The sequence below is a fragment of the Phenylobacterium sp. SCN 70-31 genome, assembly GCF_001724605.1.
Taxonomy (GTDB): domain Bacteria; phylum Pseudomonadota; class Alphaproteobacteria; order Caulobacterales; family Caulobacteraceae; genus Phenylobacterium.
This window is the reverse complement of sequence record NZ_MEEX01000005.1, coordinates 33008-59682: the sequence shown is the minus strand read 5'-3', so window position 1 is coordinate 59682 and position 26675 is coordinate 33008. Positions and strand designations below refer to the sequence as shown.

The 26675-nt window shown below is 69.2% G+C and carries 24 protein-coding genes and 1 tRNA gene; 13 read left to right on the top strand and 12 right to left on the bottom strand.

What is annotated here, in order from left to right; translation table 11 throughout:
• Genes ABS78_RS04875 through ABS78_RS04865 form a run of 3 tightly spaced genes read right to left on the bottom strand, consistent with a single transcriptional unit; the run spans position 1 to position 2612 of the window.
• Positions 1-1323 carry a dipeptidase gene (locus ABS78_RS04875; protein ID WP_293375608.1) on the bottom strand — a complete coding sequence of 441 codons (1323 nt, stop codon included), beginning with the start codon at positions 1321-1323 and terminating at the stop codon, positions 1-3.
• A 52-nt stretch (positions 1324-1375) separates the two neighbouring features.
• Positions 1376-2275 (bottom strand): bifunctional precorrin-2 dehydrogenase/sirohydrochlorin ferrochelatase, encoded by a 900-nt coding sequence (locus tag ABS78_RS04870; RefSeq protein WP_293375606.1) that lies wholly within the window; start codon positions 2273-2275, stop codon positions 1376-1378.
• A gap of 4 nt (positions 2276-2279) precedes the next feature.
• Positions 2280-2612: a c-type cytochrome gene (locus ABS78_RS04865; protein ID WP_293375604.1), complete on the bottom strand. Its 333-nt coding sequence runs from the start codon at positions 2610-2612 to the stop codon at positions 2280-2282.
• A 125-nt stretch (positions 2613-2737) separates the two neighbouring features.
• Here ABS78_RS04865 and ABS78_RS04860 point away from each other — a divergent pair, with 125 nt between their 5' ends.
• The 3 genes from ABS78_RS04860 (at position 2738) to ABS78_RS04850 (ending at position 5818) form a co-directional block, all read left to right on the top strand.
• A complete protein-coding gene (locus tag ABS78_RS04860; protein WP_293375602.1) occupies positions 2738-3229 on the top strand; it encodes a (2Fe-2S)-binding protein in 492 nt (163 codons plus the stop codon).
• Positions 3226-5430, top strand: coding sequence for a xanthine dehydrogenase family protein molybdopterin-binding subunit (locus tag ABS78_RS04855; RefSeq protein WP_293375600.1), 2205 nt, complete (start codon positions 3226-3228; stop codon positions 5428-5430). Before ABS78_RS04860 ends, ABS78_RS04855 begins: the two co-directional genes overlap by 4 nt.
• Positions 5431-5524: 94 nt before the next feature.
• Positions 5525-5818 (top strand): hypothetical protein, encoded by a 294-nt coding sequence (locus ABS78_RS04850; RefSeq protein WP_293375598.1) that lies wholly within the window; start codon positions 5525-5527, stop codon positions 5816-5818.
• A gap of 105 nt (positions 5819-5923) precedes the next feature.
• Here the strand turns inward: ABS78_RS04850 and ABS78_RS04845 are convergent, their stop codons facing one another.
• Positions 5924-7309 (bottom strand): PepSY domain-containing protein, encoded by a 1386-nt coding sequence (locus ABS78_RS04845; protein WP_293375792.1) that lies wholly within the window; start codon positions 7307-7309, stop codon positions 5924-5926.
• 64 nt (positions 7310-7373) lie between these two features.
• Positions 7374-9353, bottom strand: a complete 1980-nt coding sequence (locus ABS78_RS04840; protein ID WP_293375596.1) for a TonB-dependent receptor — start codon at positions 9351-9353, stop codon at positions 7374-7376.
• A gap of 170 nt (positions 9354-9523) precedes the next feature.
• Here ABS78_RS04840 and ABS78_RS04835 point away from each other — a divergent pair, with 170 nt between their 5' ends.
• The 3 genes from ABS78_RS04835 to ABS78_RS04825 all read left to right on the top strand — a co-directional run bounded on the left by ABS78_RS04835 (position 9524) and on the right by ABS78_RS04825 (position 11679).
• Complete coding sequence (locus tag ABS78_RS04835) at positions 9524-10735, top strand: helix-turn-helix domain-containing protein (protein WP_293375594.1); 1212 nt, start codon at positions 9524-9526, stop codon at positions 10733-10735.
• 69 nt (positions 10736-10804) lie between these two features.
• Positions 10805-11173: a PRC-barrel domain-containing protein gene (locus ABS78_RS04830; RefSeq protein ID WP_293375592.1), complete on the top strand. Its 369-nt coding sequence runs from the start codon at positions 10805-10807 to the stop codon at positions 11171-11173.
• A 119-nt stretch (positions 11174-11292) separates the two neighbouring features.
• On the top strand, positions 11293-11679 hold the full coding sequence (locus ABS78_RS04825) for a hypothetical protein (protein WP_293375590.1): 387 nt from the start codon (positions 11293-11295) through the stop codon (positions 11677-11679).
• Positions 11680-11722: 43 nt separating this feature from the next.
• Here ABS78_RS04825 and ABS78_RS04820 read toward each other — a convergent pair whose 3' ends face one another.
• Positions 11723-12691: a cation diffusion facilitator family transporter gene (locus ABS78_RS04820; protein WP_293375588.1), complete on the bottom strand. Its 969-nt coding sequence runs from the start codon at positions 12689-12691 to the stop codon at positions 11723-11725.
• Positions 12692-12794: 103 nt separating this feature from the next.
• Between ABS78_RS04820 and ABS78_RS04815 the strand changes: the two genes are divergently transcribed.
• Positions 12795-13907 (top strand): GTP-binding protein, encoded by a 1113-nt coding sequence (locus tag ABS78_RS04815; protein ID WP_293375586.1) that lies wholly within the window; start codon positions 12795-12797, stop codon positions 13905-13907.
• Positions 13908-13932: 25 nt separating this feature from the next.
• Here the strand turns inward: ABS78_RS04815 and ABS78_RS04810 are convergent, their stop codons facing one another.
• The 3 genes from ABS78_RS04810 to ABS78_RS04800 form a co-directional block, all read right to left on the bottom strand.
• The gene (locus ABS78_RS04810; protein WP_293375584.1) at positions 13933-14121 is read right to left on the bottom strand and encodes a hypothetical protein; all 189 of its coding nucleotides are present in this window, start codon (positions 14119-14121) and stop codon (positions 13933-13935) included.
• A 163-nt stretch (positions 14122-14284) separates the two neighbouring features.
• Entirely contained in the window at positions 14285-14704 is a 420-nt protein-coding gene (locus tag ABS78_RS04805) for a biopolymer transporter ExbD (RefSeq protein WP_293375582.1), read from the bottom strand.
• 151 nt (positions 14705-14855) lie between these two features.
• The gene (locus ABS78_RS04800) at positions 14856-15299 is read right to left on the bottom strand and encodes a biopolymer transporter ExbD (RefSeq protein WP_293375580.1); all 444 of its coding nucleotides are present in this window, start codon (positions 15297-15299) and stop codon (positions 14856-14858) included.
• Between the two features lie 175 nt (positions 15300-15474).
• Between ABS78_RS04800 and ABS78_RS04795 the strand changes: the two genes are divergently transcribed.
• A complete protein-coding gene (locus tag ABS78_RS04795) occupies positions 15475-16443 on the top strand; it encodes a WD40 repeat domain-containing protein (protein ID WP_293375578.1) in 969 nt (322 codons plus the stop codon).
• 29 nt (positions 16444-16472) lie between these two features.
• On the opposite strand, the gene ABS78_RS04790 is transcribed toward ABS78_RS04795, so the two are convergent.
• Positions 16473-17144, bottom strand: coding sequence for a polysaccharide deacetylase family protein (locus tag ABS78_RS04790; protein ID WP_293375576.1), 672 nt, complete (start codon positions 17142-17144; stop codon positions 16473-16475).
• On the bottom strand, positions 17141-18094 hold the full coding sequence (locus ABS78_RS04785; RefSeq protein ID WP_293375574.1) for an aldo/keto reductase: 954 nt from the start codon (positions 18092-18094) through the stop codon (positions 17141-17143). The genes ABS78_RS04790 and ABS78_RS04785 overlap by 4 nt, the downstream gene beginning before the upstream one ends.
• A gap of 88 nt (positions 18095-18182) precedes the next feature.
• Here ABS78_RS04785 and ABS78_RS04780 point away from each other — a divergent pair, with 88 nt between their 5' ends.
• The 5 genes from ABS78_RS04780 to ABS78_RS04760 all read left to right on the top strand — a co-directional run bounded on the left by ABS78_RS04780 (position 18183) and on the right by ABS78_RS04760 (position 26464).
• Positions 18183-20150: a cellulase family glycosylhydrolase gene (locus tag ABS78_RS04780; protein ID WP_293375572.1), complete on the top strand. Its 1968-nt coding sequence runs from the start codon at positions 18183-18185 to the stop codon at positions 20148-20150.
• Between the two features lie 344 nt (positions 20151-20494).
• Positions 20495-23920 (top strand): response regulator, encoded by a 3426-nt coding sequence (locus tag ABS78_RS04775; protein ID WP_293375570.1) that lies wholly within the window; start codon positions 20495-20497, stop codon positions 23918-23920.
• Complete coding sequence (locus ABS78_RS04770) at positions 23917-24753, top strand: CheR family methyltransferase (protein WP_293375568.1); 837 nt, start codon at positions 23917-23919, stop codon at positions 24751-24753. The genes ABS78_RS04775 and ABS78_RS04770 overlap by 4 nt, the downstream gene beginning before the upstream one ends.
• Positions 24750-25325, top strand: coding sequence for a chemotaxis protein CheB (locus tag ABS78_RS04765; protein WP_293375566.1), 576 nt, complete (start codon positions 24750-24752; stop codon positions 25323-25325). The genes ABS78_RS04770 and ABS78_RS04765 overlap by 4 nt, the downstream gene beginning before the upstream one ends.
• On the top strand, positions 25322-26464 hold the full coding sequence (locus ABS78_RS04760) for a hybrid sensor histidine kinase/response regulator (protein WP_293375564.1): 1143 nt from the start codon (positions 25322-25324) through the stop codon (positions 26462-26464). Before ABS78_RS04765 ends, ABS78_RS04760 begins: the two co-directional genes overlap by 4 nt.
• 128 nt (positions 26465-26592) lie before the next feature.
• On the opposite strand, the gene ABS78_RS04755 is transcribed toward ABS78_RS04760, so the two are convergent.
• Positions 26593-26667, bottom strand: a tRNA-Val gene (locus tag ABS78_RS04755).
• Positions 26668-26675 lie beyond the last annotated feature (8 nt).

Sequence of the window (26675 nt, the reverse complement as noted above, 5' to 3'; positions counted from 1 at the left end):
CTACTTCTTCGGTTCGTCGGTCTCGGCGATCGTCGCGTACGAGGCCGGCGTTTCGGCCTGGAGCCGCTTCGCGACGGCGTCGGCCTCACGCATCGCTCGCAGCACGTTGCCGCCCGCCAGCTTCGCCAGGTCGGCGTCATTCCAGCCGCGGCGGGCCATCTCGGCGAGCAGGGCGGGGAATTTGTCGACGCCCTCGAGGCCCTCGGGCGTGTCGCCGATGCCGTCGAAATCCGAGCCGATTCCCACGCAGTCGACGCCGCACACCCGGGCCAGGTGCTCCACATGGTCGGCCACCATCGCCAGCGTCACCGGGGGCCGGGGATTGGCCTTCTCCCATTCCGCCAGGGCGGCGCGGGCCTTGTCCGGATAGCCGATGTAGAGGCCGCCGAAGGGCGGGGAATTGTAGCGCGCCAGCTCGGCCGAGCGGTTCGCCGCCCAGACCGTCCGCTCGCGCGAGACATAGGTGGGCATGAAGTTGACCATCACCACGCCGCGGTTCCGCTTCGCCAGCGCCAGCACCTCGTCCGGCACGTTGCGGGCGTGTTCGGCCACCGCCGATGCGCCCGAGTGCGAGAAGATCACGGGCGCCTTCGCGATCTCCAGCGTATCCTTCATCGTGTCTTCCGACACATGGCTGAGGTCGACCAGCATGCCCAGCCGGTTCATCTCGGCGATCACCGCGCGGCCGAACGCGGTCAGTCCGCCGTGCTGGGGATTGGCGGTGGCGCTGTCGGCCCAGCGGGTGTTGAGCGCGTGCGTGAGGGTCATGTAGCGCGCGCCGGCGTCGTACATCTGGCGCAGCACCGGCAGGCTGTCGTTGATCTGGTGGCCGCCTTCGATCCCGACCAGCGAGGCGATCTTCCCGGACTTGTGGATGCGCACCACGTCGTCGGCGGAATACGCCATCTCGAAGACGTCGGGATATCGGGCGGAAAGGCCCTTCACGATGTCGATCTGCTCCAGCGTGGTCTGCACCGCCGCCGGCCCGTCGATGCTGGAGGGGATGTAGACCGACCAGAACTGCCCGCCCACCTTGCCCGCGCGCAGGCGCGGGATGTCCGTCATCATGCCGGGCCCGCCCGGCGAGCGGATCGCGGAGGTGTCGGATCCGAAGTCGAGCCGTTCGGGGTGGACGCCCACATGCTGCCGCAAGGTCCACGGCACGTCGTTGTGGCCGTCGATCAGTGGCGTTCTGGCCAGCACCCGATCGACCCGCGCGGCGATCTTTGGATCGATCGCCTGGGGTTGGGTCTGGGTCTGCGCCTGGGCTGCGGCGCCTCCCAGGATGGAGAGCGTCACGCCGACGGCCAAAATCGCGCGCATCCGGAACTCCCTTGAGACCCTGACGGAATGCGATCCGCCCTGTCGGCCGAAGTCAAGCCGTGGGGCTTTGGGACGCGACCGGAAGCACATCGACGCTCACGCCGGCGGCGTCCAGGGCGGTCTGTTCGGCGCGCCACGCCGGCGTCGTCACCAGCCGCACGACGGAGAGTCCCTCGGCGACGAGCTCGGCCAGTTCGGCGGCGCTGCACGACGATCGTCGCTCGGCGTCGCGTCGGGCCAGGGCCATCACATCGGGATGGGTGTCCGCATCCGCCACCAGCACGTCGGCCGCCGCCAGGGCGCGGACGGCGCGAAGACTCAGGAGATCGGCCGGCCCGCGAGCGTCCAGATAGCGAACCTGTCCCTGCGTGGCCGCGCCCTCGGACAGGGCGGCGCGGAGCTGTGTCTTGGCCGCTTCCATGTCGCCGTTTCGCGCCGCGTCGGCGGGCGGCCCGTTGAGGGCGGCGCGCAGGAAGCGACGACGGGCGGCGGCCTCGGGCAGCGCGTCGCGGATTTCGGCCTGCAGGCTGCGAAACAGCGCGGCCACCTGGCCCGTCCCCTCGGGCAGACGCGCCTCGATGTCGTGGCGCAGCATCGTCGCCAGCATGGGCGAGGCGCCGCCCGTACCGATGGCCGCCACCACCTCGCCCCGGTCGATCACGGCGGGTGTCGTGAAGTCGCAGAGGGTGGGACGGTCCACGACGTTCACCGGCACGTTGGCCGCGCGCGCCGCGTCGGCGGCTGCCAGCGCCCAGTTGTCGTCGCGGGCCGCCACGAAGGCCAGGGTCGCGCCGATGTAGGCGCGCGGGTCCAGCGCGTCGGGTCCGTTCAGCCGCGACACCTCGGCGGGAGAGCCCTCGAACAGGCGGGCCTTGGCCTCGGCCGCCTCGCCCTCGCCCGCGACGACCACCCTGCGGCCGGCCAGCGGGAAAAAGGCGGGGAATACGTCCATCGGCCTATTTCAGGGTCTTCAGATAAGCCACGATGGCCGCCCGCTGCGTGGCGTTGGGCACAGACACGAGCATCTTCGTCCCGGGCGCGAAGGTCGTCGGAGCCTTCAGATAGGCGTCGAGATTCTCGTCGGTCCAGACGCCGTCCTTGGCTTTCAGCCCGGGCGAATAGGCGAAGCTCTTCGCCGCGATGTCTCCGCCCGCCACGCCGGCCAGGGAGGGCCCCATCGGCGAGCCGTTGTGGCACATGCGGCATTGCATGTTGAAGAGCTGAGCGCCGTCCTGGGCGACGGCGGGCGTGGCCGCCAGGGCAAGGGCGGCGGCGACGGCGCGAAGCATGACAACTCCTGTTTTCCTAAATCCGGTACGCAATACGCTCGCGGCGTCAAGGGCGGCCAAGGCTGGATTTACGCGGCGGTCTGAACAGCGTTAGGATCGGCGCGAGCAAACAGGGACTTGGCCTCATGGCGACGACGGTCGATGTGAACGGACGGCAGGTGAACGTCAACTCGCCACCGGACACACCCCTCCTGTGGGTGCTCCGAGATGAACTGGGGCTGACTGGTACGAAATATGGCTGCGGTGTCGCGCAATGCGGCGCCTGTACGGTCCTGGCCGACGGCCAGCCCATCCGGTCCTGCCTCACGCCGGTCTCGGCGCTGAACGGGGCGAAGATCACCACCATCGAGGGGCTCGGCGGAAATCATCCGCTGCAGCAGGCCTGGGTGGACCTGGACGTACCCCAGTGCGGCTACTGCCAGTCTGGCCAGATCATGGGCGCGCTGGGCCTGCTCAACAACGACCCGCGGCCCGACGATGCGGCGATCTCCGCGGCCATGGACGGCCATATCTGCCGCTGCGGCGCCTACCAGCGCATTCATGCCGCGATCAAGGCGGCCGCGACGGCCCCGGCGACGGCGATTCCCAGAACGGCGATCGGAGGAGACGCGGCATGAACCGGATGGTGCGTCCGCCTCCTTCGCGACGCGAGGTGCTGGTCGTCGGCGCCACGCTGGCCGGGGGATCCCTTCTGGTGGGCTGCTCGCTGCCCGACATGCTGTCGGCCGGCTCCAAGGTCGAGCCCGGCGCTTTCGGAGCGTTCATCAAGATCGCCCCCGACGGCGTGGTCACGGTGGTGTCGAAGCACATCGAGTTCGGCCAGGGCAATCACGCGGGCCTCGCGGCCATCGTCGCCGAGGAGCTGGACGCCGACTGGACGAAGGTGAAGGTCGAACAGGCGCCCGCCAACGCCAAGCTGTATGGCAACGCCCTGATGGGCGGAACCCAGGGCACGGGCGGATCGTCGGCCATCTCGGATTCCTGGCCGAAGATGCGCGCGGCGGGCGCGGCGGCGCGGGCCATGTTCGTCCAGGCGGCGGCTTCTGCCTGGGGCGTCCCCGCCGCCGAGGTGGTGGTGAAGGACGGCGTACTGTCGCACCCGTCGGGCAAGCAGGCCGGTTTCGGCGAACTTCTGGAGGCCGCAGCCAAGGTCACGCCGCCGGCGCAACCCGTCCTGAAGGATGCGAAGACCTTCACCCTGATCGGCAGCGACCGGGTGCGCCGCAAGGACAGCCGCGCCAAGAGCGACGGCACGGCCCGCTACACCCAGGATGTCCGCCTGCCCGAGATGCTGACGGCGATGGTCGCCCACCCGCCGAAGTTCGGCGCGAAGGTGAAGAGGTTCGACGCCACCGGGGCGAAGAAGATCCCCGGCGTAGTGGCGGTCCACCAGATCCCGAGCGGCGTCGCCGTGGTGGCCGAAAACACCTGGGCGGCGAGACTGGGCCGCGACGCGCTCGAGGTGGAGTGGGACGACACCAAGGCCGAGACGCGCGGTTCGGACCGGATCCTGAGCGAGTTCCACGACTACGCTTTGGGCAAGCGCGCCGCGCCCGACAAGGCGAAGTGGGCGCCGTTCGTCACACGCGGGGAGGCCGGCCAGGCCTCCCAGATATCCCAGGCCGGCGGCGGGACGGCCGCGCTCGAACTGGCCTACGATTTCCCCTACCTGGCGCACGCCGCCATGGAGCCGATGAACTGCGTGGCCACGGTGGGCGACGGGCCCACGCGTCTGGTCTTCGGCTCCCAGGCGCCGACGCTGGATCAGATCAACGTAGCCATGGTGACGCCCGCCCTGCCGGGATCCATCGAGATCGAGACGCTGTTCGCCGGCGGCTCGTTCGGCCGACGCACGACCTTCGGGTCGGACTATGTGGTCGAGTGCGTCCAGATCGCCAAGAAGATGAAGCGGCGTCCGGTGAAGCTGGTCTGGACCCGCGAGGACGACATGCGCGCCGGCTATTTCCGGCCGCTCGTGCATCATACGGTTCGCGTGACCGTCGACGCCGAGGGCTTCCCGGCCACCTGGCGTCACCGCATCGTCACCCAGTCGATCCTGAAGGACGCGCCGCCGGGCGCGCCGGTGGGCGGCGACGTGGACATGACGGCCGTCGAAGGTGTCGTCGATTCCCCGTACCTCAAGGCCACGCCCGTGGTGGACGCCCAGCTTCTCACCCCCGACGTCGGCGTGCCCGTGCTTTGGTGGCGCTCGGTGGGCGCCACCCACACCGCCTATGTGATGGAGCACACCATCGACCAGCTCGCCCGGCGGGCAGGCCGGGACCCGATCGACTACCGCCGCGCCCTCTATCGGAAGGCTGGGGCCAACCGGCATCTGGCCGTGCTGGATCTCGCCGCCGAGAAGGCCGGCTGGACCACGCCGGCGCCGGCCGGCTGGACCCGTGGCGTGGCGGTCCACGAGTGTTTCGGATCGGTGGTGGCGCAGGTGGCCGAGGTGAAGCTCGAGGGCGGCGTTCCCAAGGTCGGTCGCGTCGTCACGGCCATCGACTGCGGTGTCGCCATCGCCCCCGATCAGGTGGCGGCCCAGATGGAGGGCGGGACCTGCTATGGCCTCTCGGGCGCGCTGTTCGGTGAGATCACGCTGACCGATGGGGTGGTGGACCAGGGTAATTTCGATGCCTACCGCGTGCTGCGTCATTCCGAAGCGCCGACGGTGGAGACCTATATTCTGCCGTCGGCCAATCCGCCGTCGGGCGTAGGCGAACCTGGAACGCCGGTCATCGGGCCTGCCGTGGCCAACGCGCTCCTGGCGATCACGGGCCAGCCCACGCTGAGCCAGCCGTTCGTGAAGACGTGAGGCGGCGGAGCCGGCGGAAAAATCCGCGGGCTCGCGTGAACCGATCACGGGTTCGTGTGTTTTCGTCCAGCCACCTCATTCTGGAGAGACGGACATGCGTATGATCATCGCGGCTACGGCCGCCCTCGGCGCCCTCAGCCTGGCCGCGTGCGGTTCGCCTGCCGAAAAGACCGCCGACGCCAAGGCCGACGCCGTCGAGGCGCAGGCCGACGTGACGGCCACCCAGCTGGAAAACCAGGCTGACGCCGCCAATCAGGCCGGCATGCCGGCCACGGCCGACGCCCTCGACAAGCAGGCCGACGCCGTCAAGGACGCCGCGGACACCAAGGCCGACGCCATCCGCGACGCGGCCAAGGACGCCCCGGCGACGCCGCCGGCGCCGAAGTAAGGCCTGGATCCTTCCTGAACGAACCCCCGGCGCGTCCCGCGCCGGGGGTTTTGTCTATCTGAGCTTCGGTTTGGGCGATCGGAGGACCGGGGGCCGCACTTCGCCTCACCGTCGCAGCGTTCGTCCCACGTCCGCCTGGAGCCGGCGCCAGCCCAGCCAGACGCCGGTGGCTACGCCGGCCGCCGCGCCGATCAACAGGACCACCATGGCCGTCGCCCAGGCCGGTCCACGGTCGAACCCGCGGATGAAGTCCAGGCGGTGGGGCGCCTCGAACAGCCAGCGATAGCCCCGCCGCGCCCCGTCGATCCGGCGGATCACCTGTCCCGAGGCCGGGTCCAGGTAGAACCGTACGCCGTCCTCGAGGATCACGCGATGGACGGGCAGGGTCACCGGGTCGTGGTGGCCGAAATGGTAGGTGTCCTCCCGGGTCATGAGTCCGGTCGACGCCGCGGGGCCCATCCGGGCGACGACGGCGGCCAGTTCGGGCGCGGACAGGGGCGCGCGTCGCGCCTGCGCGTCCAGCCGCACGCCGTCCGCCATCAGATGGAGACGGCCGGCGAGCGCCGCCGTCTCGACCTGCCGCGCCGGGATGTCGGCGTCCCGCGCCGCGGAGATCGCCTGGCCCAGTTCGCCGAGGGTGAAGCTTCCTGTGAGCGCTTCGGCCCGGTCGTCGGGGCGGCTCTCCAGGAAGCCCCAGGGATTCATCGAAACGAGGCCGCTGGCCACCCAGGTCAGGGTCAGCAGGCCGGCCGCCAGGCCCGTCAGATGGTGCCAGGCCATCCAGCCGCGATAGGGCGTGAGCGGCCGCTCCCCTCTTCCTCGCGAAGGGCGACGCCAGGCGAGCAGGCCCAGGTAGAGACCCGTCGCGGTGAGAAACGTCCCCACGATCGAGGTCCAGATCACCACCTGGGACCATAGCGGCGTGTTGGCGCGCAGAATCTCGGGATAGAGCCAGTGCGGGATCGGCCCCAGCCAGTTGAGGATGCGCGTCGGCCGGTCGGTCACCTGGGCCACGGCGCCTGTGCGGGCCGAGACGTAGACGTCGCTCGCGCGCGGGTCGTCGAAGCGGAAGCGATGGAACGGCCGTTGCCTGTTGAAGTACCCCGTCACCGTCCACTGGTCGCGCTCCACCGCCACGGCCGCGCCGGGCGACCCCGCGATCCCGTGCGCGGCGGCGTACGCCCTGGCGACCGCCGCCGCCTCGTTCGCCGTCACCCGGTCGATGGGGGCGCCGGTCGAGAGGTCCAGCATCCGGCCGTCGAACCGCAGTACGGGGCGGCCGGCCAGATCCTCGACCGTGGCGTGGCGGATCTCCTGCGCCGGTTGCGCTTCCCCCAGAGCGCAACACGCGCTCCAGGCGATCGGTGGCAGGCCGGCGGCCCGTTCCTGCGCCGTCACCTCGGGCCAGCGCACGAACAGCATCACGACGCCGCTCAGGAACCAGACCAGCATCAGCAGGCCCATGACGATCCCGACCCATCGGTGGGTCAGGACCAGCCACTTCGGCGCCCAGGCCGCGCGCGTCGGGCGCAGGCCCTCCCCAGCCGATGGGACGTCAGAAGGAATAGGCGTAGCTCACGTGCAGGGTCCGGGGCGCCCCCCGGAACTTGAAGAGGAAGCGCTGGGTCGACAGGTCGATCAGGGCCGAGTTCACCCGCGTGGCGTAGTCCTCGTCGAAGGCGTTTTCCAGCCGCGCCGTCAGGCGATGGCGGCGCGCGTCGCCGTCCACATAGGCATAGGCCGCCAGGTCCACGACCGTGTAGTCGCCGTAGTTCACCCGTCCGAAGCCCGTGACCTGCTGGTGGACGTCGCCGGTCCACAGCAGGCTGGCCGAGGCGCCGAAGGGATGTTCCGGCGAGTCATAGCTGACTGTCGCTTTGGCCTGGGCCTTGGGGATGCGGTCGAACTGGCGGCCCGCGCCCTCGGCCCGCGTCCGGGTCAGCGCGAACGAGCCGCGGGCCGAGATCCCGTCGGCGATCTGCACCGTGGCCTGTCCCTCGACCCCGCGCGAGCGCACCTTGCGGTCCACGTTGACATAGATCCCGTCCGGGAAGCCGGGTCGGCTGTAGTCGTCCACGATCAGGTCGTCGATCGTCCGTGCGAAGCCGGTGAGCCGCCAGGCGAGCCGCGCAGCCTCGCCGCCGACGGACAGATTTGCGTTCAGGCTCTGCTCCGCCTTCAGGTTCGGGTCGCCCACGGCGCAGCAAGGGTCGATCCCGAACAACTGCTCGGCGCTGGGCAGGATGAACGACGTGCCGACCATGCCCTCCAGGAACAGCGCCGGGTTGGCGTCCCATCGGCCGGATACGCTCCAGACCGTCTTTCCGCTCTCCTTGGTCCTGTTGTGGCGGACGCCGAGGGCGAAGCGGGCGGAGTCGAAGAGGTCGTCCGTGGTTCGTACCTGGGCGACGAACGCATGCACCCGCTCAGTCTGCTGGGCGATCAGCAGCACCTCGTCGCGGCCGTTGAAGTTCTGATAGTCGTAGCCGAGCTGGTACTCGAAGCCCTGGTGCAGGTTCAGCTTGGCCAGCACGGCGACGCCGTAGTCCTCGTAGCCCCAGTAGGTCAGGTCGTCGACGATCACCGGCGGCGCGGCGGGATTGCCCGGCACGTTGTTGACGGTCGAATAGACGCTGTCCCAGTCGTGATAGTAGCCCTTCACCGAGAGCTGGACCTGCTCGCTGGCCGTCCAGTCCAGGCTGATGCTGCCGATCTCCTCGTCCCGGTCGTTGAACGACAGCCGCGTCAGCCGCGGATTGGGGTAGTCCAGGTGGGCGTCGGTGTGCTGGTAGTAGAGGTTGAGGGCCAGGGTCTCGGACAGGTCCAGGCCCAGCTTGCCGCCGAAGCTGACCACGTCGTAGCCGCGCTTGCGCGCCGTGGCGCTGGGCTGGAACACGTCGAAGGCGCGGTACCCTTTGGCTTCATCCTTCGAGACCCAGGCCACGAACCGCGCCGGCCCCGCCGGTCCGCGGACCAGGGCGTCGGCGTGGACGCCGCTGTTCGTGTGGCCGCCCACGGTCAGCGCGCCGCTCAGCTCGTCCGCATAGGGTCGGGTGACGATGTTGATGGCGCCCGCCGCCGCCTGGGTCCCGTAGAACAGGCTCTGGCCGCCCTTCAGCACCTCGATGCGCTCGACCATGCTGGCCGGCAGGGTGTCGGCCGGGCTGGTCGCGGTGTAGAGGCGGTTGTTGATCCGCACCCCATCCACCAGCCACAGCACATCGCCGGTGCGCGAACCCTGCAACGAGATGTCGGCGTAGGAGAACGGCCCGTTGCGCGGCGAGAGGAACAGGCCGGGCGCCTGCATCTGGAGCGCCTGGGAGACGTCGACATAGGCGTTGCGACGCACGATCTCGGCCGTCACGACCTCGAGATCGCCGCCATAGCGAGCCAGCTCCTGAGGCAAGGTCTCGTCCAGCCGGGCGGTGACCCGCAGCTCATCCACCGTCGTGTCTGCTGCGCCCGCCGGGGCACCGCCCGCCACGGCCAGCGCGCCGCCCAGTGCGAACGCCGCGACGGAGTTTCTGCCGGTCATCGATGTCGCCCCCGTAGATGTTATAATATAACATATGTGGCAGGCCAAGCGCCGCGCCAGTCTTTTGTGAAATCGCTAGAGGGGCTGTTGTCCGTACGCGCGTACTTTACGGTTTCCAGCGGCGTTACACGGGGTTACAGACACTCTCTCGCTCGAATGCCGGGTATGCCTTGGACGCTGCCGACGCCATCGCCGAACAGGTCGCCGAGATCCGAAGGGCCCGCGTGCTGGGCCGAAGCCACGGCCTGGAGCGCCTGTTCGACTACCTGGCCGATCCCGCCAATCGCGGACGTCCGCTGCGCGAGGCCGATGTCGCCGTCGACGTCTTCGGCCGGACGCCCGAGCTGTCGGGCGATGCGTCGGTTCGCGTCTACATTCACCGCCTCAGGCGCAAACTCGAGGCGTTCTACGACGGCTCCGGCGCCGGCCAGCCTCATCGGCTGATCATCCCGGTGGGAGAGTATCGGCTGGACCTTGTGACGGTCGGGGGAGGCGATCTTTCCGTCCCGCCATCCGCCGCTCCGGCTCCCCGGCGCCTTCCGTCCTGGCTGATCCCGGCGCTGGCCGCCGGCGCCGTGGTTCTGGCGGGAAACGTGGCGGCCTGGGCGTGGTTCGCCCGGAGCACGGCGCCGGCCCGGCCACTCGCGCTCGCCGCCGCCTCGCCGCTGTGGGCGGGGATCGGGCGCGACCGGCCGGTGCTGGTCGTCGTGGGCGACTACTACATCTTCGGCGACACCGAAGGCGGCGCCGAACCCCGGCGGATGATCCGCGCGTTCGAGGTCAACAGCCCGGCCGACCTCGACGCCTGGCTCCGGGACAACCCGGCGTTCCAGACCCGCTACATCGACCTGGACACCTACTACACGCCCATAGGCGCCACCGTCGCCCTGCGCGAGATCATGCCTCTGGTCCGGCACGCGGCCGGCCGCGCCGACCGGGTGCGGGTCGTGACCGCCTCGCATCTGACGCCGGACATGCTGAAGACGTCCGACATCGTCTATGTCGGTTACCTCTCGGGCCTGCGCGTCCTGCAACAGCCGGTGTTCGAGCGCTCGCGCTTCGCCGTGGGCTCCACCTACGACGAGCTCGTCGATCGCGAGACGGGCGAGACCTATGTGTCGGGCGCCGGCAAGGCCCAGGGCGACCGGCCCAACCGCGACTACGGATATCTGGCGGCCTTCACCGGCGCCGCGGGCAACCGCTTCCTGATCGTCGCCGGCGCCCGCGACATCGGCGTGGCCCAGGCGGCGGAGCTGGTGTCCGATCCCCGCACGGCCGGAATGCTGGGCGTCGCGTCCGCTCGTCCCCTCGAAGCGCTGTACGAGGTGGACGGCGTGGGCCGCGCGGCGCTGGAAGCGCGTCCCGTGGTGGTCGTGCGCTGAACCGACGGCGGGTTCACCCGTTCTCTCCCCGAGCCAATCCACGAAACGACCCATCCAGGGAGATTCGCCATGACCGAACCCATCCGCCCTCTGATCCCTGCCGACCGCGTCAACGGCACGGATGTCGTCAGCCCCGACGGCGAGAAGCTGGGCAAGATCGAGGACGTCGCGATCGAGAAGGTGTCGGGCGAGGTCGCTTACGCCATCCTGTCGTTCGGCGGCCTGTTCGGAATCGGCGCCAAGTACCATCCGGTGCCCTGGCGCCTGCTGACCTACGACCCCGACAAGCGGGCCTATGTCATTCCCGTGGCCAAGGACGCGCTCGAGAAGGCGCCGACCATCGACGAGAGCGAACTGAGCGGCTGGAACGACCTCAGCGCCCGGGATTCCATCTACGGCTACTACTCGCCCTACGGCGTCGGCCCGTACTGGGGTTGACCCCGCGAGGTCGAGGCCAGGGGTTGAGATCGATCGCCGAAGCCTGTCATCTGCGGTTCAGGTGAGATCCGTCACGGACGGGTCTCACCCGAAAGTCCCGCCGCGTATTCCACAGGTCCATGATCCGAACGACTCTCAGCCTCTCCCTTATGGCCGCCGTATTCGCCGGAACGCCGTTGTGGGCCGCGGAGCCGCCCAGGGGCGTCGCCGCGGCGTTCGGCAACACCGTGAAAGCGCTGTACCCGGACGGGCGCTACCAGTGGCTCTGGTTCAACGCCGACGGCACATGGGAGGCCTTTGGTCGCCGCGGAAAGTGGTCATCGGGCCACTGGACCCAGCGGGACGGACAACGCGTCTGCCTGAAGCAGGCCAAGCCCATCCCCATTCCGTTCAACTACTGCACCAGCTTTCCGGCCGATGGGGGCGTGGGCGCCGTCTGGGCGTCCAAAAGCCTGGAGGGCGAACCGATCCGGCTGACAGTGGTCAAGGGCATCCAGCGCCCCTGAACGTCGCTCTCTGAGCGGGGTCCCGGAGGGGCGGCGCAGAGCGTCAGTGGGCGTGGCCGTGGTGATGATCGCCGCCCGGCCCGCGGACTTCCAGGGTCACATGCGAGACGCCGGCGAGGCCGTCGAGGCGCGCGCGGTAGGTCTCCACGGCCTGCGGGGGATCGGCCGCGATCACCGCGATCACCGCGTGGTGGCCGGGCCCCAGGCGCCACAGATGCAGGTCGATCACCTGTTCCCCCTCCCCCGACAGGCGTCGCCGCACCTCGGCCGTCAGTTCGGGCGAAGGGTTGATATCCAGAAGCGCGGCCCCCGCCCGGCGCAGCAGTGTCCAGGCGAAATGCGCCACCAGGCCTGCCGCCAGCAGCCCGGCCAGAGGATCGGCGGCGGCGAACCCCATGCGGCCGGCGAAGATCGCCGCCACCGCCAGGACGCCGACCGCGACATCCGCGGTCAGGTGAAGGTGGACGGCCGAGAGATTGAGATCGCCCTGCGGGTCGTTTCGGGCCGCCGCTTCGCCCGTCGGCCGCAGCAGCAGCATGCAGAGCGTGGTCAGGGCGAGGCCGCCGACGGCGAAGGGCAGGGCGCCATGGAAGTGGACTTCGTGCGGATTGCCCAGCCGGTCCAGGCTTTCGGCGCCGATCAGCACCGCCGTCACGGCCAGGACGACTCCGTTCGCGAAGCCGGCGAGATAGCCCAGCTTTCCGGTTCCGAAGCTGAAGGCCGGGTTGTCCGCGTGGCGCCGCGCCAGGACGTAGGCCGCCGCCGCCACCAGCAGCGCGGCGACATGTGCGCCCATGTGCAGGCCCGCCGCCGTCAGGGCCATGGACTGGGTGATCAGTCCGCCGGCCACCAGTCCCGCCAGCGTGGCGGCGCAGATGCCGGTCACGAGCCAGGTGCGGCGCTCGTTGCGCCGATGGTCCGCGCCCAGGTAGGTGCGCCCCTGATAGGTGCGGTCGTCGCGGAACGTGTCCAGCGGGCGGAGATCGGCGGGAGGGGGCTCGGCGGCGGACATTATGTTATATTATAACATTCAGATTGGATAACACTAGCCCAGGACGCGTCCGGCCATAAGTCCTGCCTTCATAAGCTGCTCGCGGACGACTACATGTCGGCGCATGAGCGAGACCCCCTCCACCCCGGCGCTGGCCACCAAGACCCCTGTCACCGTGCTGACCGGCTATCTCGGGGCCGGCAAGACGACGCTTCTGAACCGCATTCTCTCCGAGGACCACGGCAAGAAATACGCCGTGATCGTCAACGAGTTCGGCGAGGTCGGGATCGACAACGACCTGATCGTCGGCGCCGACGAAGAGGTCTTCGAGATGAACAACGGATGCGTCTGTTGCACCGTCCGTGGCGACCTGATCCGCGTCCTCTCCGGCCTGATGAAGCGCAAGGGCAAGTTCGACGCGATCATCGTCGAGACCACCGGCCTGGCCGATCCCGGTCCCGTGGCCCAGACCTTCTTCGTGGACGACGACGTTCGCGCCAGGACCGAACTGGACAGCGTAACCACCGTGGTCGACGCCAAGCACCTTCCGCTGCGGCTCAAGGATTCCAGGGAGGCGGCCGAGCAGATCGCCTTCGCGGACCAGATCATCCTGAACAAGACCGACCTCGTCTCGGAAGCTGAACTCGGCGAGGTCGAGCGCGCGATCCGCACCCTGAACCCCATCGCGCCGATCCGGCGGGCCGAACGGTCGAACGTGCCGCTGGAGACTATCCTCGGCCGCCACGCCTTCGACCTGACGCGGGTGACCGAACTTCAGCCCGACTTCCTGAACCCGCCGCACGGCGAGGCGGGCCACGTGCACGACGAGCACTGCGACCACGATCATCACGATCACCACCACGGCCACGATCACCACGAACACAGTCACGGCCACCACGACCACGACCACGACCATATCCACGATCACGTGGCCGAGAGCGGCATCCGCTCGGTGTCGCTGACCGCCGACCGGCAGGTGGACGGCAATCGCATCACCGCCTGGCTCAACAATGTGCTGCAGACGCAGGGCCCGGACATCCTGCGCGCCAAGGGCATCCTGGACGTCAAGGGCGAGGACCGCCGCCTGGTCTTCCAGGCCGTTCACATGATCCTGGAGGGCGACTTCCAGGCGCCGTGGCGCGACGGCGACAAGCGGTATTCACGCCTGGTGTTCATCGGCCGAAACCTGGACGAAGACGCCCTGCGCGCCGGCTTCGAGAACTGTCTGGCGGCTTAGGACCGGGCGGTCCTGGCCGTATGGGTCAGGCCGCCAGCGGCCGTGCCGAGGTCAGGCGGCGCAGGGTCCTGGCCGCGACGATCTCCGGCTTGACCTGCCCGCACCAGGCGAAGTTGCGCCCGCCGCGCCATTCCAGCACCAGTCGACGGCCCTCCAGCCGGTAGCGGCCTCGGACGCGCTCGGAGCCGATATCGACCTCGATCGTCTGCCACATGTTCGCCCGCGCCCTTTTTCGCGCTTGTCCGGGGCCGTTCTGGCCCCACCATTTGAGGCTCACCGTAGCCCCACAGGGTTGTGCGGCCGTTAATGGTGAATTTGGGCCACGCCATCTCCGGACGGGGGCCGTTCGGGCTGTTCCGGCTGGGCGCGTAGCGCCGTCAGAACGCCTCGCCCACGAGGCCTATGCGCTCGTATCCCCGTTCGCGCAGGCGGTTCATGACCTCCATGAGGGCGCGATAGCTCACGGCCTCGTCCGCTCGAAGATGGATTCGCGGAGCGCCGGGCTGTGGCCCCAGGGCGGCGGCTACATCGTCGGGCAGCGCCTCGAGAGTCGTGCGGTGGTCGCCCACGTAGACGACACCCGCCAGCGTCAGGCTGACCACCACCGGGGGCGGGGCGGAGAGCGGCGCTGCGGAGGCCTGCGGCAGGTCCACCTTCACGGACACCGTCGAGACCGGGAGAGCCACCATGAAGATGATCAGCAGGACCAGCATCACATCGACGAACGGCGTGACGTTGATGTCCGCGTTCTGGGGCACGCCCCAGGCGTCGTGGCGTGCGGAAAGAGCGGCTCCCATGGCGACCTCCAAAAGGTTACGCATGTAATATATCACACATGTAACCCATGACAAGCGACAGCATGTCGGGCGGCTTGGGCGACAGATTGGGCGCAACAAAAAGGCCCGCCGGTTTCCCGACGGGCCTTCGGAACTCTAAACTGCGTAGCCTCTAGATCTCTTCGTTGATCAGAGCGACCTGATAGAAGCCGTTGCCTTGCAGCGTGTTCATCACGGCCATGAAGTCGCCGTAGACCACGTCGCGGTCGGCGCGGATGTAGACGCGCTGCTCGGTCGGCGGGATCGTCGGATCGTCCGTCGACAGCCGGGCCGACAGATCCGGGATCAGGCGCTCCAGAGACGTGGCCTGCTCGCCGATGAACACGGCCTGGCCGCGCTGGATGTTGATGAGGGTGGGTTCCTTCACCACCGTCCCGGGGGGCGGGGGGATCGCGGGCGGCAGGTCGAGCTTGATCGACGTCGTCGCCGCCGGGATCGACACCATGAAGATGATCAGGAGCACGAGCATGACGTCCACGAAGGGCGTCACGTTCATGTCCGCGTTCTGGCCGAGGTCGAACTTCGAGCCGCCCCCTCCGCCAACCTTTGCGCCCATACCGTCAATTCCTTCCCATGAGCGCTCGCGTCCGCGCCCGTCGTCCGGACCATTGGCAAGCCGTCGGGAGCTTGTAAAGCCGAAAGCGCCCGAACGCCGTTCGGATGCGGCCCGGCGCCCGATCCTGTCGCCAATCGCCTTGCCCGCGCCGCCCCCCAGAGACTAGAGCGACGCCATGACCTTCGCTTTCGACGCCTATGTGACGGCCGCCCTCTTCGATCGCGCCGGTCGCGCCGCCTTCGCCCTCGGTGACGGAACCCTTCGTTATGAGGGCGGCGAGGTGGTCGAGGTCCACGACGGCGCGGTGCTGTCGGCCTGCCTGCCCCCGACCGGCGATGGCGTGCTCACGGGCGGCGACGACGGGCGGGTCGTGGCGACGACGCCCGCGGGCGCGGTCGAGGTCGCCAGGGTTCCGGGCCGGTGGATCGAATCGCTGGCGGCGTCGGCGGAATCGAAGCTGATCGCCTTCGGCGCCGGGCGCGACCTGCACGTCCGCGATCCCGCCGATCCGTCATTCACCCGGGTCTTCACCCATGAGGCGTCTGTGGCCGACATCGCCTTCGACCCCAAGGGACGCCGCCTGGCCGCGGCCACCTACGGCGGCGCCTGGCTCTGGTACGCCCGGATTGCCGACCAGAAGGCGGTGGTTCTGAAATGGGCCGGCAGCCACATCGGCCTCGCCTGGAGCCCGGACGGCCGGTTCCTGGTCAGCAGCATGCAGGAGAACCAGCTCCACGGCTGGCGCGTGGCCGACGAGAAGAACATGCGGATGGGCGGCTATCCGTCGAAGGTGAAGAGCCTGGCCTTCCTCCAGAAGGGCGCCCTGATGGCCACGTCGGGCGCCAACGGCGCGGTCTGCTGGCCGTTCGCCGGCGCGACGGGCCCGATGGGCAAGCAGGCCGCCGAGATCGGCTGGGACGAGGCGGCGCTGACGACTCGCATCGCCACCGCGCCCCAGACCGCCTGGCTGGCCGCCGGCCTCGATGACGGCCGGGTCTGGGCCGCCGACGTCACGGGCGAGCGGATCGAGCGCATCAAGGCCGAGAAGGGCGCCGCGATCACCGCCCTCGCCATGAGTCCCGACGCCCGGCGCGTCGCCTGGGGCGACGAGGACGGAAACGCCGGCGTGGCGACGATCGCCTAGCATCGCCGCAAAGCCCCGGCGGCGGGCGTTCAGCCCCCGGTCGGAAGTACGTGGCTCGGCGGCGCCACGCGCACGCCGGCCGAGAGCAGGCGGTCGAGCTGGGCTTCCAGGGTCGTCCGGCGAATCGGCCCCCAACCCTCGCCGTCGAGGCCGTGCAGCACCAGGACGAGCCAACCGTCCTCCTCGGCGAGGAAGCGGTCGATCCGGGCGGCCAGCCGTTCGTCGGCGGGGTCGCCGAAGGTGACGCAGTCGATGTCCCGGCCCGGCGCGGCGTTCAGCCCGGCGCCGCCCAGGGCGCGCCGGACGCCCAGCGACTTCTGCGCCAGGTGATCCACCACCGCCTGCGGGGCGGCGAGGTAGGCCAGGTGGAACACCTGCCGCGACGGTTCGAAGCCCGGCAGTTCGCGCCGGAATACGTCCAGCGTCCGGTCCAGCCCCTCGCAGGCTTCCGAAAGCGGCAGGTCGGCGAGGCGTTCATGCGCCCAGCCGTGCGCCTCCACCGGATGTCCGGCCGCCGCCGTCTCGCGCCACCAGCCCCAGTCCGCGACGGGGGTCGCGCGGATGAACGGGTCGGCCGTCTGCTCCGGCGCAGCCAGCACGCAGAAGGCCGCGTGGACGCCGCGGGCCTCGAACACCTCGCGCACCCCGCCTGCGGTCCGGCGGAAGCCGTCGTCGAAGCAGAAGCTGACCGACCGGCTCACAGCAGCTTCTCGTAGAAGTTCCGGCTCCAGACGTGCTCGCGCCGGATTGCGGTCACCGCCTCGGCCGGCAGGGGCCCCTTCGCCAGGCTTTGGGCGGCGTCCGTCACGAACCGGCGCTCGGGCAGGCCGAGGGTCAGGGTCGAGACGCCCGGCAGCGAGGCCGTGAAGCGCAGCGCCAGTTCGGGCAGGCTCTCGGCCACACGGGGGACGAAGGCGGCCTCCAGCGCCGCCAGCCGGGCCGCATAGTCAGCATGGGGCGCGTGCTTGAGGAAGGTGCGCGCGGTGAAGTCCTCGGCGCTGAGCCCTCCGGTCAGGCCGCCGGAATCCAGCACGCAGCGGGCGATCGCGCCCACGCCCCGTTCGGCGCAGAGCGGCAGCAGCGCATTGGCCGGTCGGCTCTCGAAGAGATGGACGATGGCCTGCACGCCGTCCACCAGTCCGCGGCTCACCAGCTCCAGCGCCGCGTCGTGCTCGTGGTCCTGGACGCTGACGGCGATGAGCCGCAGCTTCCCCTCATCGCGGAGGGCGTGCAGCATCTCCAGCCACGTCAGGTCGTGCGTCCAGCCGTAGTGCCACTGGTGCAGGTGGACGATGTCCAGGACGTCGCGGCCCAGGGCCTTCAGGCTGTCTTCCACCGACTCGCGGATGGCTGCGGGCGGATAGGCTTCGGAGACGGGGCAGGCGAAGCGGTAGGCGTCCCGCGCCCGCGAACGCACCTTGGTGGAGACATGGGGAGCCGGGCCGCTCCAGGCGCGGATCGTCGCGCCCACGATCTCTTCCGAGCCCGGATAGACCCTCGCGGTGTCGACCAGATTCACCCCGGCCTCCAGGGCGGCCAGCAGCGAAGGCGCGACCCCGTCCCTCAACCCGGGATCGGTCGCGACCGTCATCGCGCCATAGGTGAGGACGCCGATGTCCAGGCCTGTCGATCCGAAAGCTCGCCGCTCCATGCGCCTTGTCTAGATTTTCGATCTGAAATCGTCCAGTAGGCAATATTAGATACATAAATTGCCAGTCGTTGCGACGCGTGGAGGAAGCATGGATATCTCGCCGGTTCGCCAGTCCGGGCGGTTCTTCCTCGACGCCGCCGGCCGCCAGGTGATCCTGCGCGGCGTCAACCTTGGCGGCGACTGCAAGGTCCCGTTCCCTCGCGGCGGGACGAACTTCCCCTCCGACTTCTCGGATCACCGGGAGGTGTCGTTCATCGGTCGCCCGTTCCCGCTGGAAGAGGCCGACGAGCATCTGGGCCGGCTCCGCCACTGGGGCTTCAACCTCCTGCGCCTGCTCACCACGTGGGAGGCGGTGGAGCACGCGGGGCCGGGCCGCTACGACGAAGCCTATCTCGACTACCTCGTCGAGGTGACGCGGCGCGCCGGCCAACACGGCTTCCACGTCTTCATCGACTTCCACCAGGACGCCTGGAGCCGGATGACGGGCGGCGACGGCGCGCCCGGCTGGACCTTCGAAGCCGCGGGCCTCGACCTCACCCGCTTCCACCGCGCTGGCGCGGCCCACGTGATGCAGGCCAAGTACGACTATGCGAAGGGCGGCCGCCAGGACGCCTATCCCCAGATGAGCTGGGGCGGGAACAACCGCCTGCCGGCCGCGGCCATCATGTGGACCCTGTTCTGGGGCGGTCGGACCTTCACGCCGGACTTCCGGGTCGACGGCCGCAATATCCAGGATGTGCTGCAACAGGCGTATCTCGGCGCCATGCGCGAGGTGGCGCGACGGGTGAGGGATCTCCCCAATGTCCTGGGCTTCGATACGCTCAACGAGCCGGCGCCCGGCTGGGTGGGCGAACGGCTGAGCTACCGGCACCTGGGTCCCAGCGAGGACAACCCTGGCCGTGCGGCCCCCGGCCCGGCGCTGTCGGCGCTGGATTCCCTGGCCGCCGCCCAGGGCCTCACGGTCGAGGTCCCGCGTCTCGTACGCGATCCGCATACGGGCCGTTCGCGCGACGTGGGCGAGACGTCGGTGCTGAACCCCGACGGCGTGCGGATCTGGACGGGAGACTGTCCGTTCGAACGCGCCGGCGCCTATCGCCTCACGGGCGACCGTGCGGAGGCGCTGGACGAGGAATTCTTCCGTACCCGGGGCGGCCGACGGATCACCATTTCCGAAGATGGCTTTGGGCCCCTCTTCCGTCAGGTGGCCGATGTCACCCGGGCCGAGAACCCCGACTGGTCGGTGTTCGCCGAGATCGATCCCTACGGCGCCGCGGCCGGCCGGCCCTTCCCCGCCGACCTGCCCGAGCGCACGGTCAACGCCAGCCACTGGTACGACTCGGCGACGCTGTATCTCAAGGCGTTCGACCCGAACGCCTCGTTCGACCTCGCGACCGGAGAGAAGGCGACCTCCGCCGCAGAGGTGCGCGACCGCTTCACGCGCCAGATCGCCTTCCGCAGCACGCGGCCCGCCGCGACCTTTCCCGGCGGCGGCGCGCCGTCGCTGCTGGGTGAATTCGGCATCCCGTTCGACCTGGACGACGGCCGGGCCTACGACCTGTGGGCCGAGGGCCGGCGTGATCCGGCGATGTGGGACGCGCATGTCGCGGCGCTCGGGCTCATGTACGACGCCATCGACACCCTCCAGATCCACTCGGCCCAGTGGAATTACACCGCATCCAACCGCAACGACCTCATGGTCGGCGACGGCTGGAACCAGGAGGACCTGTCCATCTACTCGGCCGACCAGGCCGACGCCGGGATGGGCGCCGATTCCGGGGGGCGGGCGATCGAAGGCTTCTGCCGCCCCTATGCGCGCGCCTTGCAGGGGCGGCTGGAGCGCGTGCGCTTCGACCGGGAAGCCCGGGTGTTCGAGGTTGCGTGGGACGCCGATCCGGCGATCCCGGCTCCGACCGAGGTCTACGCTCCGGCGATCCAGTTCCCGGCGGGCTTCGACCTGTCGATCGAGGGTGACGCCGAGGCCGTCGTCGAGGCCCGGAGCGTGACGGTGACCGCGCGGAGGCCCGGCCGCGTCACCCTCTTCCTGCGCGGCCGCTAGCCGCCGTCCGAGTCCGGAGGTCTTGCGGCGTCCGGGGGCGCTGGGCGGACCTCTTTCGCCGCCCGCCACGCCGGGCATGGACGTGGCGCAGGGTGGCCTGTGGCGAGGCGCCGCCCAGTCTCCGACCGCATGTGCGCTTTCCGGCGGAACCACAGTGAAGCTCGGTCGTTGTGTTGGCGGGGCGTATGGCCGAATTCCTGGCCGCATCGTTTTTGACCCGTTGCGTATCGATGCCCGCGAGCCCCACGGGAATCGATCACGCATTTTGGCGCTTCGGACTTCTTGCCCGTCAGGGCGCCGACCCGCTAGGCAAGTGAGAGGCCCCCGCCTCGTTCAGGACATCCATGCCGACACCCCGCCCCAGCCTCGATTCACCTTCCGGGTCGCGGGGCGAGGTGTGGACCCATCTCGGGTTGGTCGCGGTCCTGCTCTTCTTCCTCGTCAGCGGCGCGATCTCGTATCTCAACATCGCCGCGCTGCAGGAGAACAACGCCCGCATCCGCCACTCCCACGCGGTGATCGTCGCCATCGACGATCTCCTGTCGACCATCCAGGACGCAGAAACCGGCCAGAGAGGTTATCTGCTCACGGGCAACGACCGCTATCTGGAGCCCTATCAACGCGCCGTGGCGGACGCGGCCCCGCGCCTGGATGCGGTCGCCGACCTGACCCGCGACAATGCTGTTCAGCAGAACAACATCGCCCAGTTGCGCCGCAGTCTCGAAGCCAAGCTGGCCGAACTGAGGGAGACGATCGACCTGCGCACGCGGGAAGGCGCCGAGGCGGCTCTTGCGGTCGTGAACACGGATCGCGGCAAGGCCGAGATGGACGCCATCCGGGCCCGCCACGAAGCCATGCGTCGCGAAGAGCAGCGCCTTCGCGAGGTTGGCCTTGCCGAGATGAAGGTCGCGCAGCGTACGGCCGTGCTGAGCGGGGTGCTCTCCGGTCTCCTGGGGGCCGCGCTGACGGTGATCGTCTTCGGACTGATCCGCAGCAACGCGCGGACGCGGGCGCGGCAGGCGTGGCTCCAGGCGGGGCAGGTGCAGCTTGCGGCCGCCATGATGGGCGAGAAGTCGGTCGAACAACTCTCGGAAGCCATCCTGGCCTTCTTCGCCCAATACGTCGGCAGCCACGCCGGCGCGGTGTTCAAGGGGGAATCCGCCGAGTACCGGCTGGCCGCGACCCTGGGCGTTCCCGCCGATGCGGGCGTACCCCTGCGCTTCGGGATCAAGGAAGGCCTGCTCGGCCAGGCGGCCTCCGAGGGCCGGCTGATCGTCATCGACGAGGTCCCGGAAGGCTATCTGACGCTGGGCTCGGCGTTCGGCCGCGACAAGCCGCGACATCTCGTGATCGTGCCGACGACGACGGACGGCTTCGTCAACGCCGTGATCGAGCTGGGCTTCCTGAAGCCCGTCGACGCGCAGGTGCTCGAACTGCTGCGACAGGGCGAGGCGGCCATGGGCGTCGCGCTGCGCTCCGCCCGCTACCGCACGCAGCTGCAGGCTGCGCTCGAGGAGACCCAGCGACAGTCGGAGGAGCTGCAGGTCCAGGCCGAGGAGCTTCGCGTCTCCAACGAGGAACTTGAGGAGCAGGGCCGCGCGCTGAAGGAGTCCCAGGTCCGCCTGGAACAGCAGCAGGTCGAGCTGGAGCAGACCAACAGCCAGCTCGAGGAACAGGCCCAGACCCTCGAAACACAGCGCGACGAACTGGAGCGGACCGCAGCGGCGATCGAGCTGAAGGCCCGAGAACTCGAACAGGCCAGCCAGTACAAGTCCGACTTCCTCGCCAACATGTCCCATGAGCTGCGTACGCCGCTCAACTCGCTGCTGATCCTGTCGAAGCTGCTGAGCGACAACCCCGACGGCAACCTCTCGGACGACCAGGTCAAATACGCCCGGACCATTCACTCGTCTGGCGACGACCTCCTCACCCTGATCAACGACATCCTGGATCTCTCGAAGATCGAGGCCGGCCAGCTGCAGATCCGCCCCGAGACCGTGGCCCTGGCGCGGCTCTCGAACGACCTGCGCTCGCTGTTCCAGCCGGTCGCCGACGAGCGGGGGCTGGCCTTCGAGATCGCGATCGCCGACGACGCGCCGGCCATGATCGAGACCGACCGGAAGCGCTTGGAGCAGATCCTCAAGAACCTGCTTTCGAACGCCTTCAAGTTCACCGAGCGGGGCGTCGTGCGGCTCACGGTCGCGCCTACCGGCGTCGATCGGCTTGCGCTGGCCGTCAGCGACACGGGCATCGGGATTTCGCCCGAGCAGCAGCAGGGCGTCTTCGAGGCCTTCCGACAGGCCGACGGCACGATCAGCCGCCGGTACGGTGGCACGGGCCTCGGGCTCTCGATCTCGCGGGAACTGGCGCGGCTGCTGGGCGGCGTCATCGCCCTGGAAAGCACGCCCGGGGAGGGCAGCACCTTCACCGTGACGATTCCGTTCGTCTATGCGCCCGGCGAGATCGCGGCCCATGAGCCGCCGATGACGCCTTCCGCCGAGACGAAGGCCCTCGCCGCGCCGCGGGTCCGTCGGAAAGCCCCCGTCGCAAAGGTGGAAGACGACCGCGACGCGTTGACCGACGCGCGTCGCCTGCTTCTGGTGATCGAGGACGATCCGGGGTTTGCGGGCATCGTCTGCGATCTCTCCCGCGAGCTGGGCTTCCAGTGCCTGGTGGCCGGCACCGCCGAGGAGGCCCTCAGCGTCGCCGCGCAATACAAGCCGCACGCCATCGTCCTGGATGTCGGGTTGCCGGACCAGTCCGGCCTCACGGTGCTGGACCGGCTGAAGCGGGACGACGCCACCCGGCACATCCCGATCCACGTGGTCTCGGGGACCGATCACAGCCAGACCGCGCTGTCGCTGGGCGCGGTAGGCTATCTCATCAAGCCGGTGCAGCGCGAGCAGCTCTCCGAGGTGCTGCAGAACCTCGAGTCGCAGCTCACCCGCACCATGCGCCGGGTGCTGATCGTCGAGGACGACGACGTCCAGCGCGACGCGGTGAGCCGTCTGCTGGCGTCTGGCGACGTGGAGACGGTGGGCGTCGGGACGGCCGCCGAGTGCCTCGAGGCGCTCAGGTCCCAGACGTTCGACTGCATGGTCCTGGATCTTTCCCTTCCCGACGCTTCGGGGTTCTCGCTGCTGGAGAGCCTGAGTCAGGGCGACCACGCCTTCCCGCCGGTCATCGTCTACACGGGCCACGACCTGTCGGCCGACGACGAGCAGCGCCTCCGCCGATACTCGCATTCGATCATCATCAAGGGCGCCAAGTCGCCCGAACGGCTGCTCGACGAGGTGTCGCTGTTCCTCCACCAGGTGGTGGCCGACCTTCCGCCGGAGCAGCAGCGGATGATCCGGAAGGCGCGGAACCGGGACGCCGTGCTCGAGGGTCGTCGCATCCTCGTGGTCGAGGACGACGTGCGGAACGTCTATTCGCTGACCAGCGTGCTTGAACCCCGGGGCGCATCGGTGCAGATCGCACGCAACGGCCAGGAGGCGCTGGTGGCGCTGGCCCAGTCGGCCGACGGCGCCCAGGCGGCCATCGACCTCGTGCTCATGGACGTGATGATGCCGGTGATGGACGGGCTGGAGGCGACCCGCCGGATTCGCGCCGAAGCGCGCTGGACGGACCTTCCCGTCATCATGCTGACCGCCAAGGCGATGCCCGACGATCAGGAGCGCTGCCTGGAGGCCGGCGCCAACGACTACATGGCCAAGCCGATCGACGTCGACCGGCTGCTGTCCCTCGTGCGTGTCTGGATGCCCCGATGAGCGCCGTCGTGCGGGACGGGGTCGAGGATCTGGAGATCGGCCTGCTCCTGGAAGCGCTCTTCCGGCGCTACCACTACGATTTCCGCAGCTACGCCCGCGCCTCGATCAAGCGCCGTCTGGTCCAGGCGCGCGACCAGTTGGGCTTCTCCAGCATCTCGGCCCTGCAGGACAGTCTCCTGCACGAGCCGACGACCCTGAGCCGGCTCCTCGGCTACCTGACCGTCCAGGTCAGCGAGATGTTCCGCGATCCGTCGTACTTCCGCGCCCTGCGCGAGAAGGTGCTGCCGCACCTGCGGACCTATCCCTCGCTCAAGGTCTGGGTGGCGGGGTGCAGCCACGGGGAGGAACTCTACTCGCTCGCCATCCTGTTCCGGGAGGAGGGCTTGGAGGAGCGGACGATCTTCTACGCCACGGACATCAACCCCGCGGCGCTGCAGGCCGCGGAGGCCGGGGTCTATCCGCTCGACCAGGTCAAGAAGTTCACGGCGAACCACCAGAAGTCCGGCGGCCGATCCTCGCTGTCCGACTACTACACGGCGGACTACGGGCGGGCGATCTTCGACAAGTCCCTGCGCAGCCGCGTCGTCTTCTCGGACCACAGCCTAGTGACGGACGCCGTGTTCGGGGAGATGCACCTCATCTCGTGCCGCAACGTTCTGATCTATTTCGACCGCGCCTTGCAGGATCGCGCCATCGGCCTCCTTCGGGACTCGCTCGCGCGCAAGGGCTTTCTGGGGCTGGGCTCGAAGGAGAGCCTCCGCTTCTCCGCCCACGCCGCCGCATTTCTCGAATTCTCCCGCGAAGACAAGATCTACCAGAGGCAGGACGCATGACCGACGCCTCGACGGGAGCGATCGCCATCGGAGGGTCCGCCGGCGCAGTGCAGGCGCTGCTGCGTCTCCTGCCGACCCTGTCCGCCGACTTTCCCGCGCCGATTCTCATCGTGGTCCACGTGCCGCCGGACCGGGAGAATGCGCTGGTCCCGCTCTTCCAGGGCAAGTGTCGCATCGCGGTCAAAGAGGCCGAGGACAAGGAGCCGACGACCCCGGGCGTGGCCTATTTCGCGCCGTCCGACTACCATCTGCTGGTCGAGGCGGACGGAACGCTTTCGCTGTCGTCCGATGAGCTCGTGAACCATTCGCGCCCCTCGATCGACGTCCTGTTCGAGGCTGCGGCCGACGCTTTCGGCGGGGCGCTGACGTCGATCGTCCTGACCGGCGCCAACCATGACGGCGCGCAGGGCCTGAAGGCGGTGGCGGGCGCGGGTGGCGTGGCGCTGGTTCAGGACCCCGCGGGCGCTTATGCGGCCGCGATGCCCACCGCCGCCGTCGAGGCCTGTCCCGAGGCCAGGGTCATGTCGCTGGATGCGATCGCCGCGTACCTGGCCGGACTGGAGGCGGCATGAAGCGCCTCGACGAACCGATCCGCTTCCTGCTGGTGGACGATCTCCAGGAGAACCTCCTGGCTCTGGAGGCGCTGCTTCGGCGCGAGGGGCTGGAGTGTCTCAAGGCGCGGTCCGGCGACGAGGCGCTCGAACTGCTTCTGGCTCACGATGTGGCCCTGGCGCTGCTGGACGTGCAGATGCCCGGGATGGACGGCTTCCAGCTGGCCGAGTTCATGCGCGGCGCCGAGGTGTCGCGCCACGTGCCCATCATCTTCCTGACGGCCGGCACGGCGGATCGCCAGCGCCGGTTCCGTGGCTATGAGGCCGGCGCCGTCGACTTCCTCCAGAAGCCGATCGAGGCCGACATCCTGCGCAGCAAGGCCAATGTGTTCTTCGACCTGCACCAGCAGCGTCGGCAGATCATGGCTCAGCGCGACGAGCTCGAAGTCCTGGCCGAGGCGCTGCAGACGGTCGATCGCCATAAGAACGAGTTCCTGGCGGTGCTCGGCCATGAGATTCGCAATCCCGTCATGGCGCTGGGCGCGGGCCTCCATTTCCTGCGCCGGCGCAAGGATCCGCAGAAGACCGAGGAGATTCACAGCCAGATGGAGCGTCAGGTCGCCCATCTGACGCGACTGGTCGACGACATGCTCGACATCTCGCGCATCGACCAGGGCAAGATTTCGCTCTCCAAGGAGCGCGTCGCCCTAGGGACGGTGCTCCAGTTCGCGATCGAGGCCAGCAAGCCCCAGATCGACGCCGCGGGGCACGCGTTCGAGGCCGACATCCCGGCCGAGGCGGTGCGCCTGCACGCCGACCCCACCCGTCTCGCGCAGGTGGTCAGCAATCTGCTCAACAACGCCGCGCGCTATACGCCGGCCGGCGGACGCATCGTGCTCGAGGCCCGGGTCGCCGACGGATTCGTCGAGATCGACGTCTCGGACACCGGCATCGGGATTCCGCCCGAGATGCAGTCGAAGATCTTCGAGCTGTTCGCCCAGGTGAAGAGTCCGACCGAGCGGGCGCAGGAAGGCCTCGGCATTGGCCTCGCGTTGGGCAAGCAGCTCGTGGAGCTGCATTCGGGAGCCATCTCGCTGGCCGCCAGCGAGCCCGGCGTCGGGAGCACGTTCCGGATCCGCCTGCCGGTGCTGCCGAACTGAGGACTGGCCGGTCTTCGGTCCTCCGCGGAACATCCTGCCGGTGCGGCGTGCCCCATGCAGCTTGCCCCATGCGGCCTGCCCTGGGGAGGCCGGCTCTCAGCGAGATCTTCGATTGTCGAGAGACGGAATGGTGGACGCGGCTGGGATTGAACCAGCGACCCCTACGATGTCAACGTAGTGCTCTCCCGCTGAGCTACGCGTCCGAGCCATT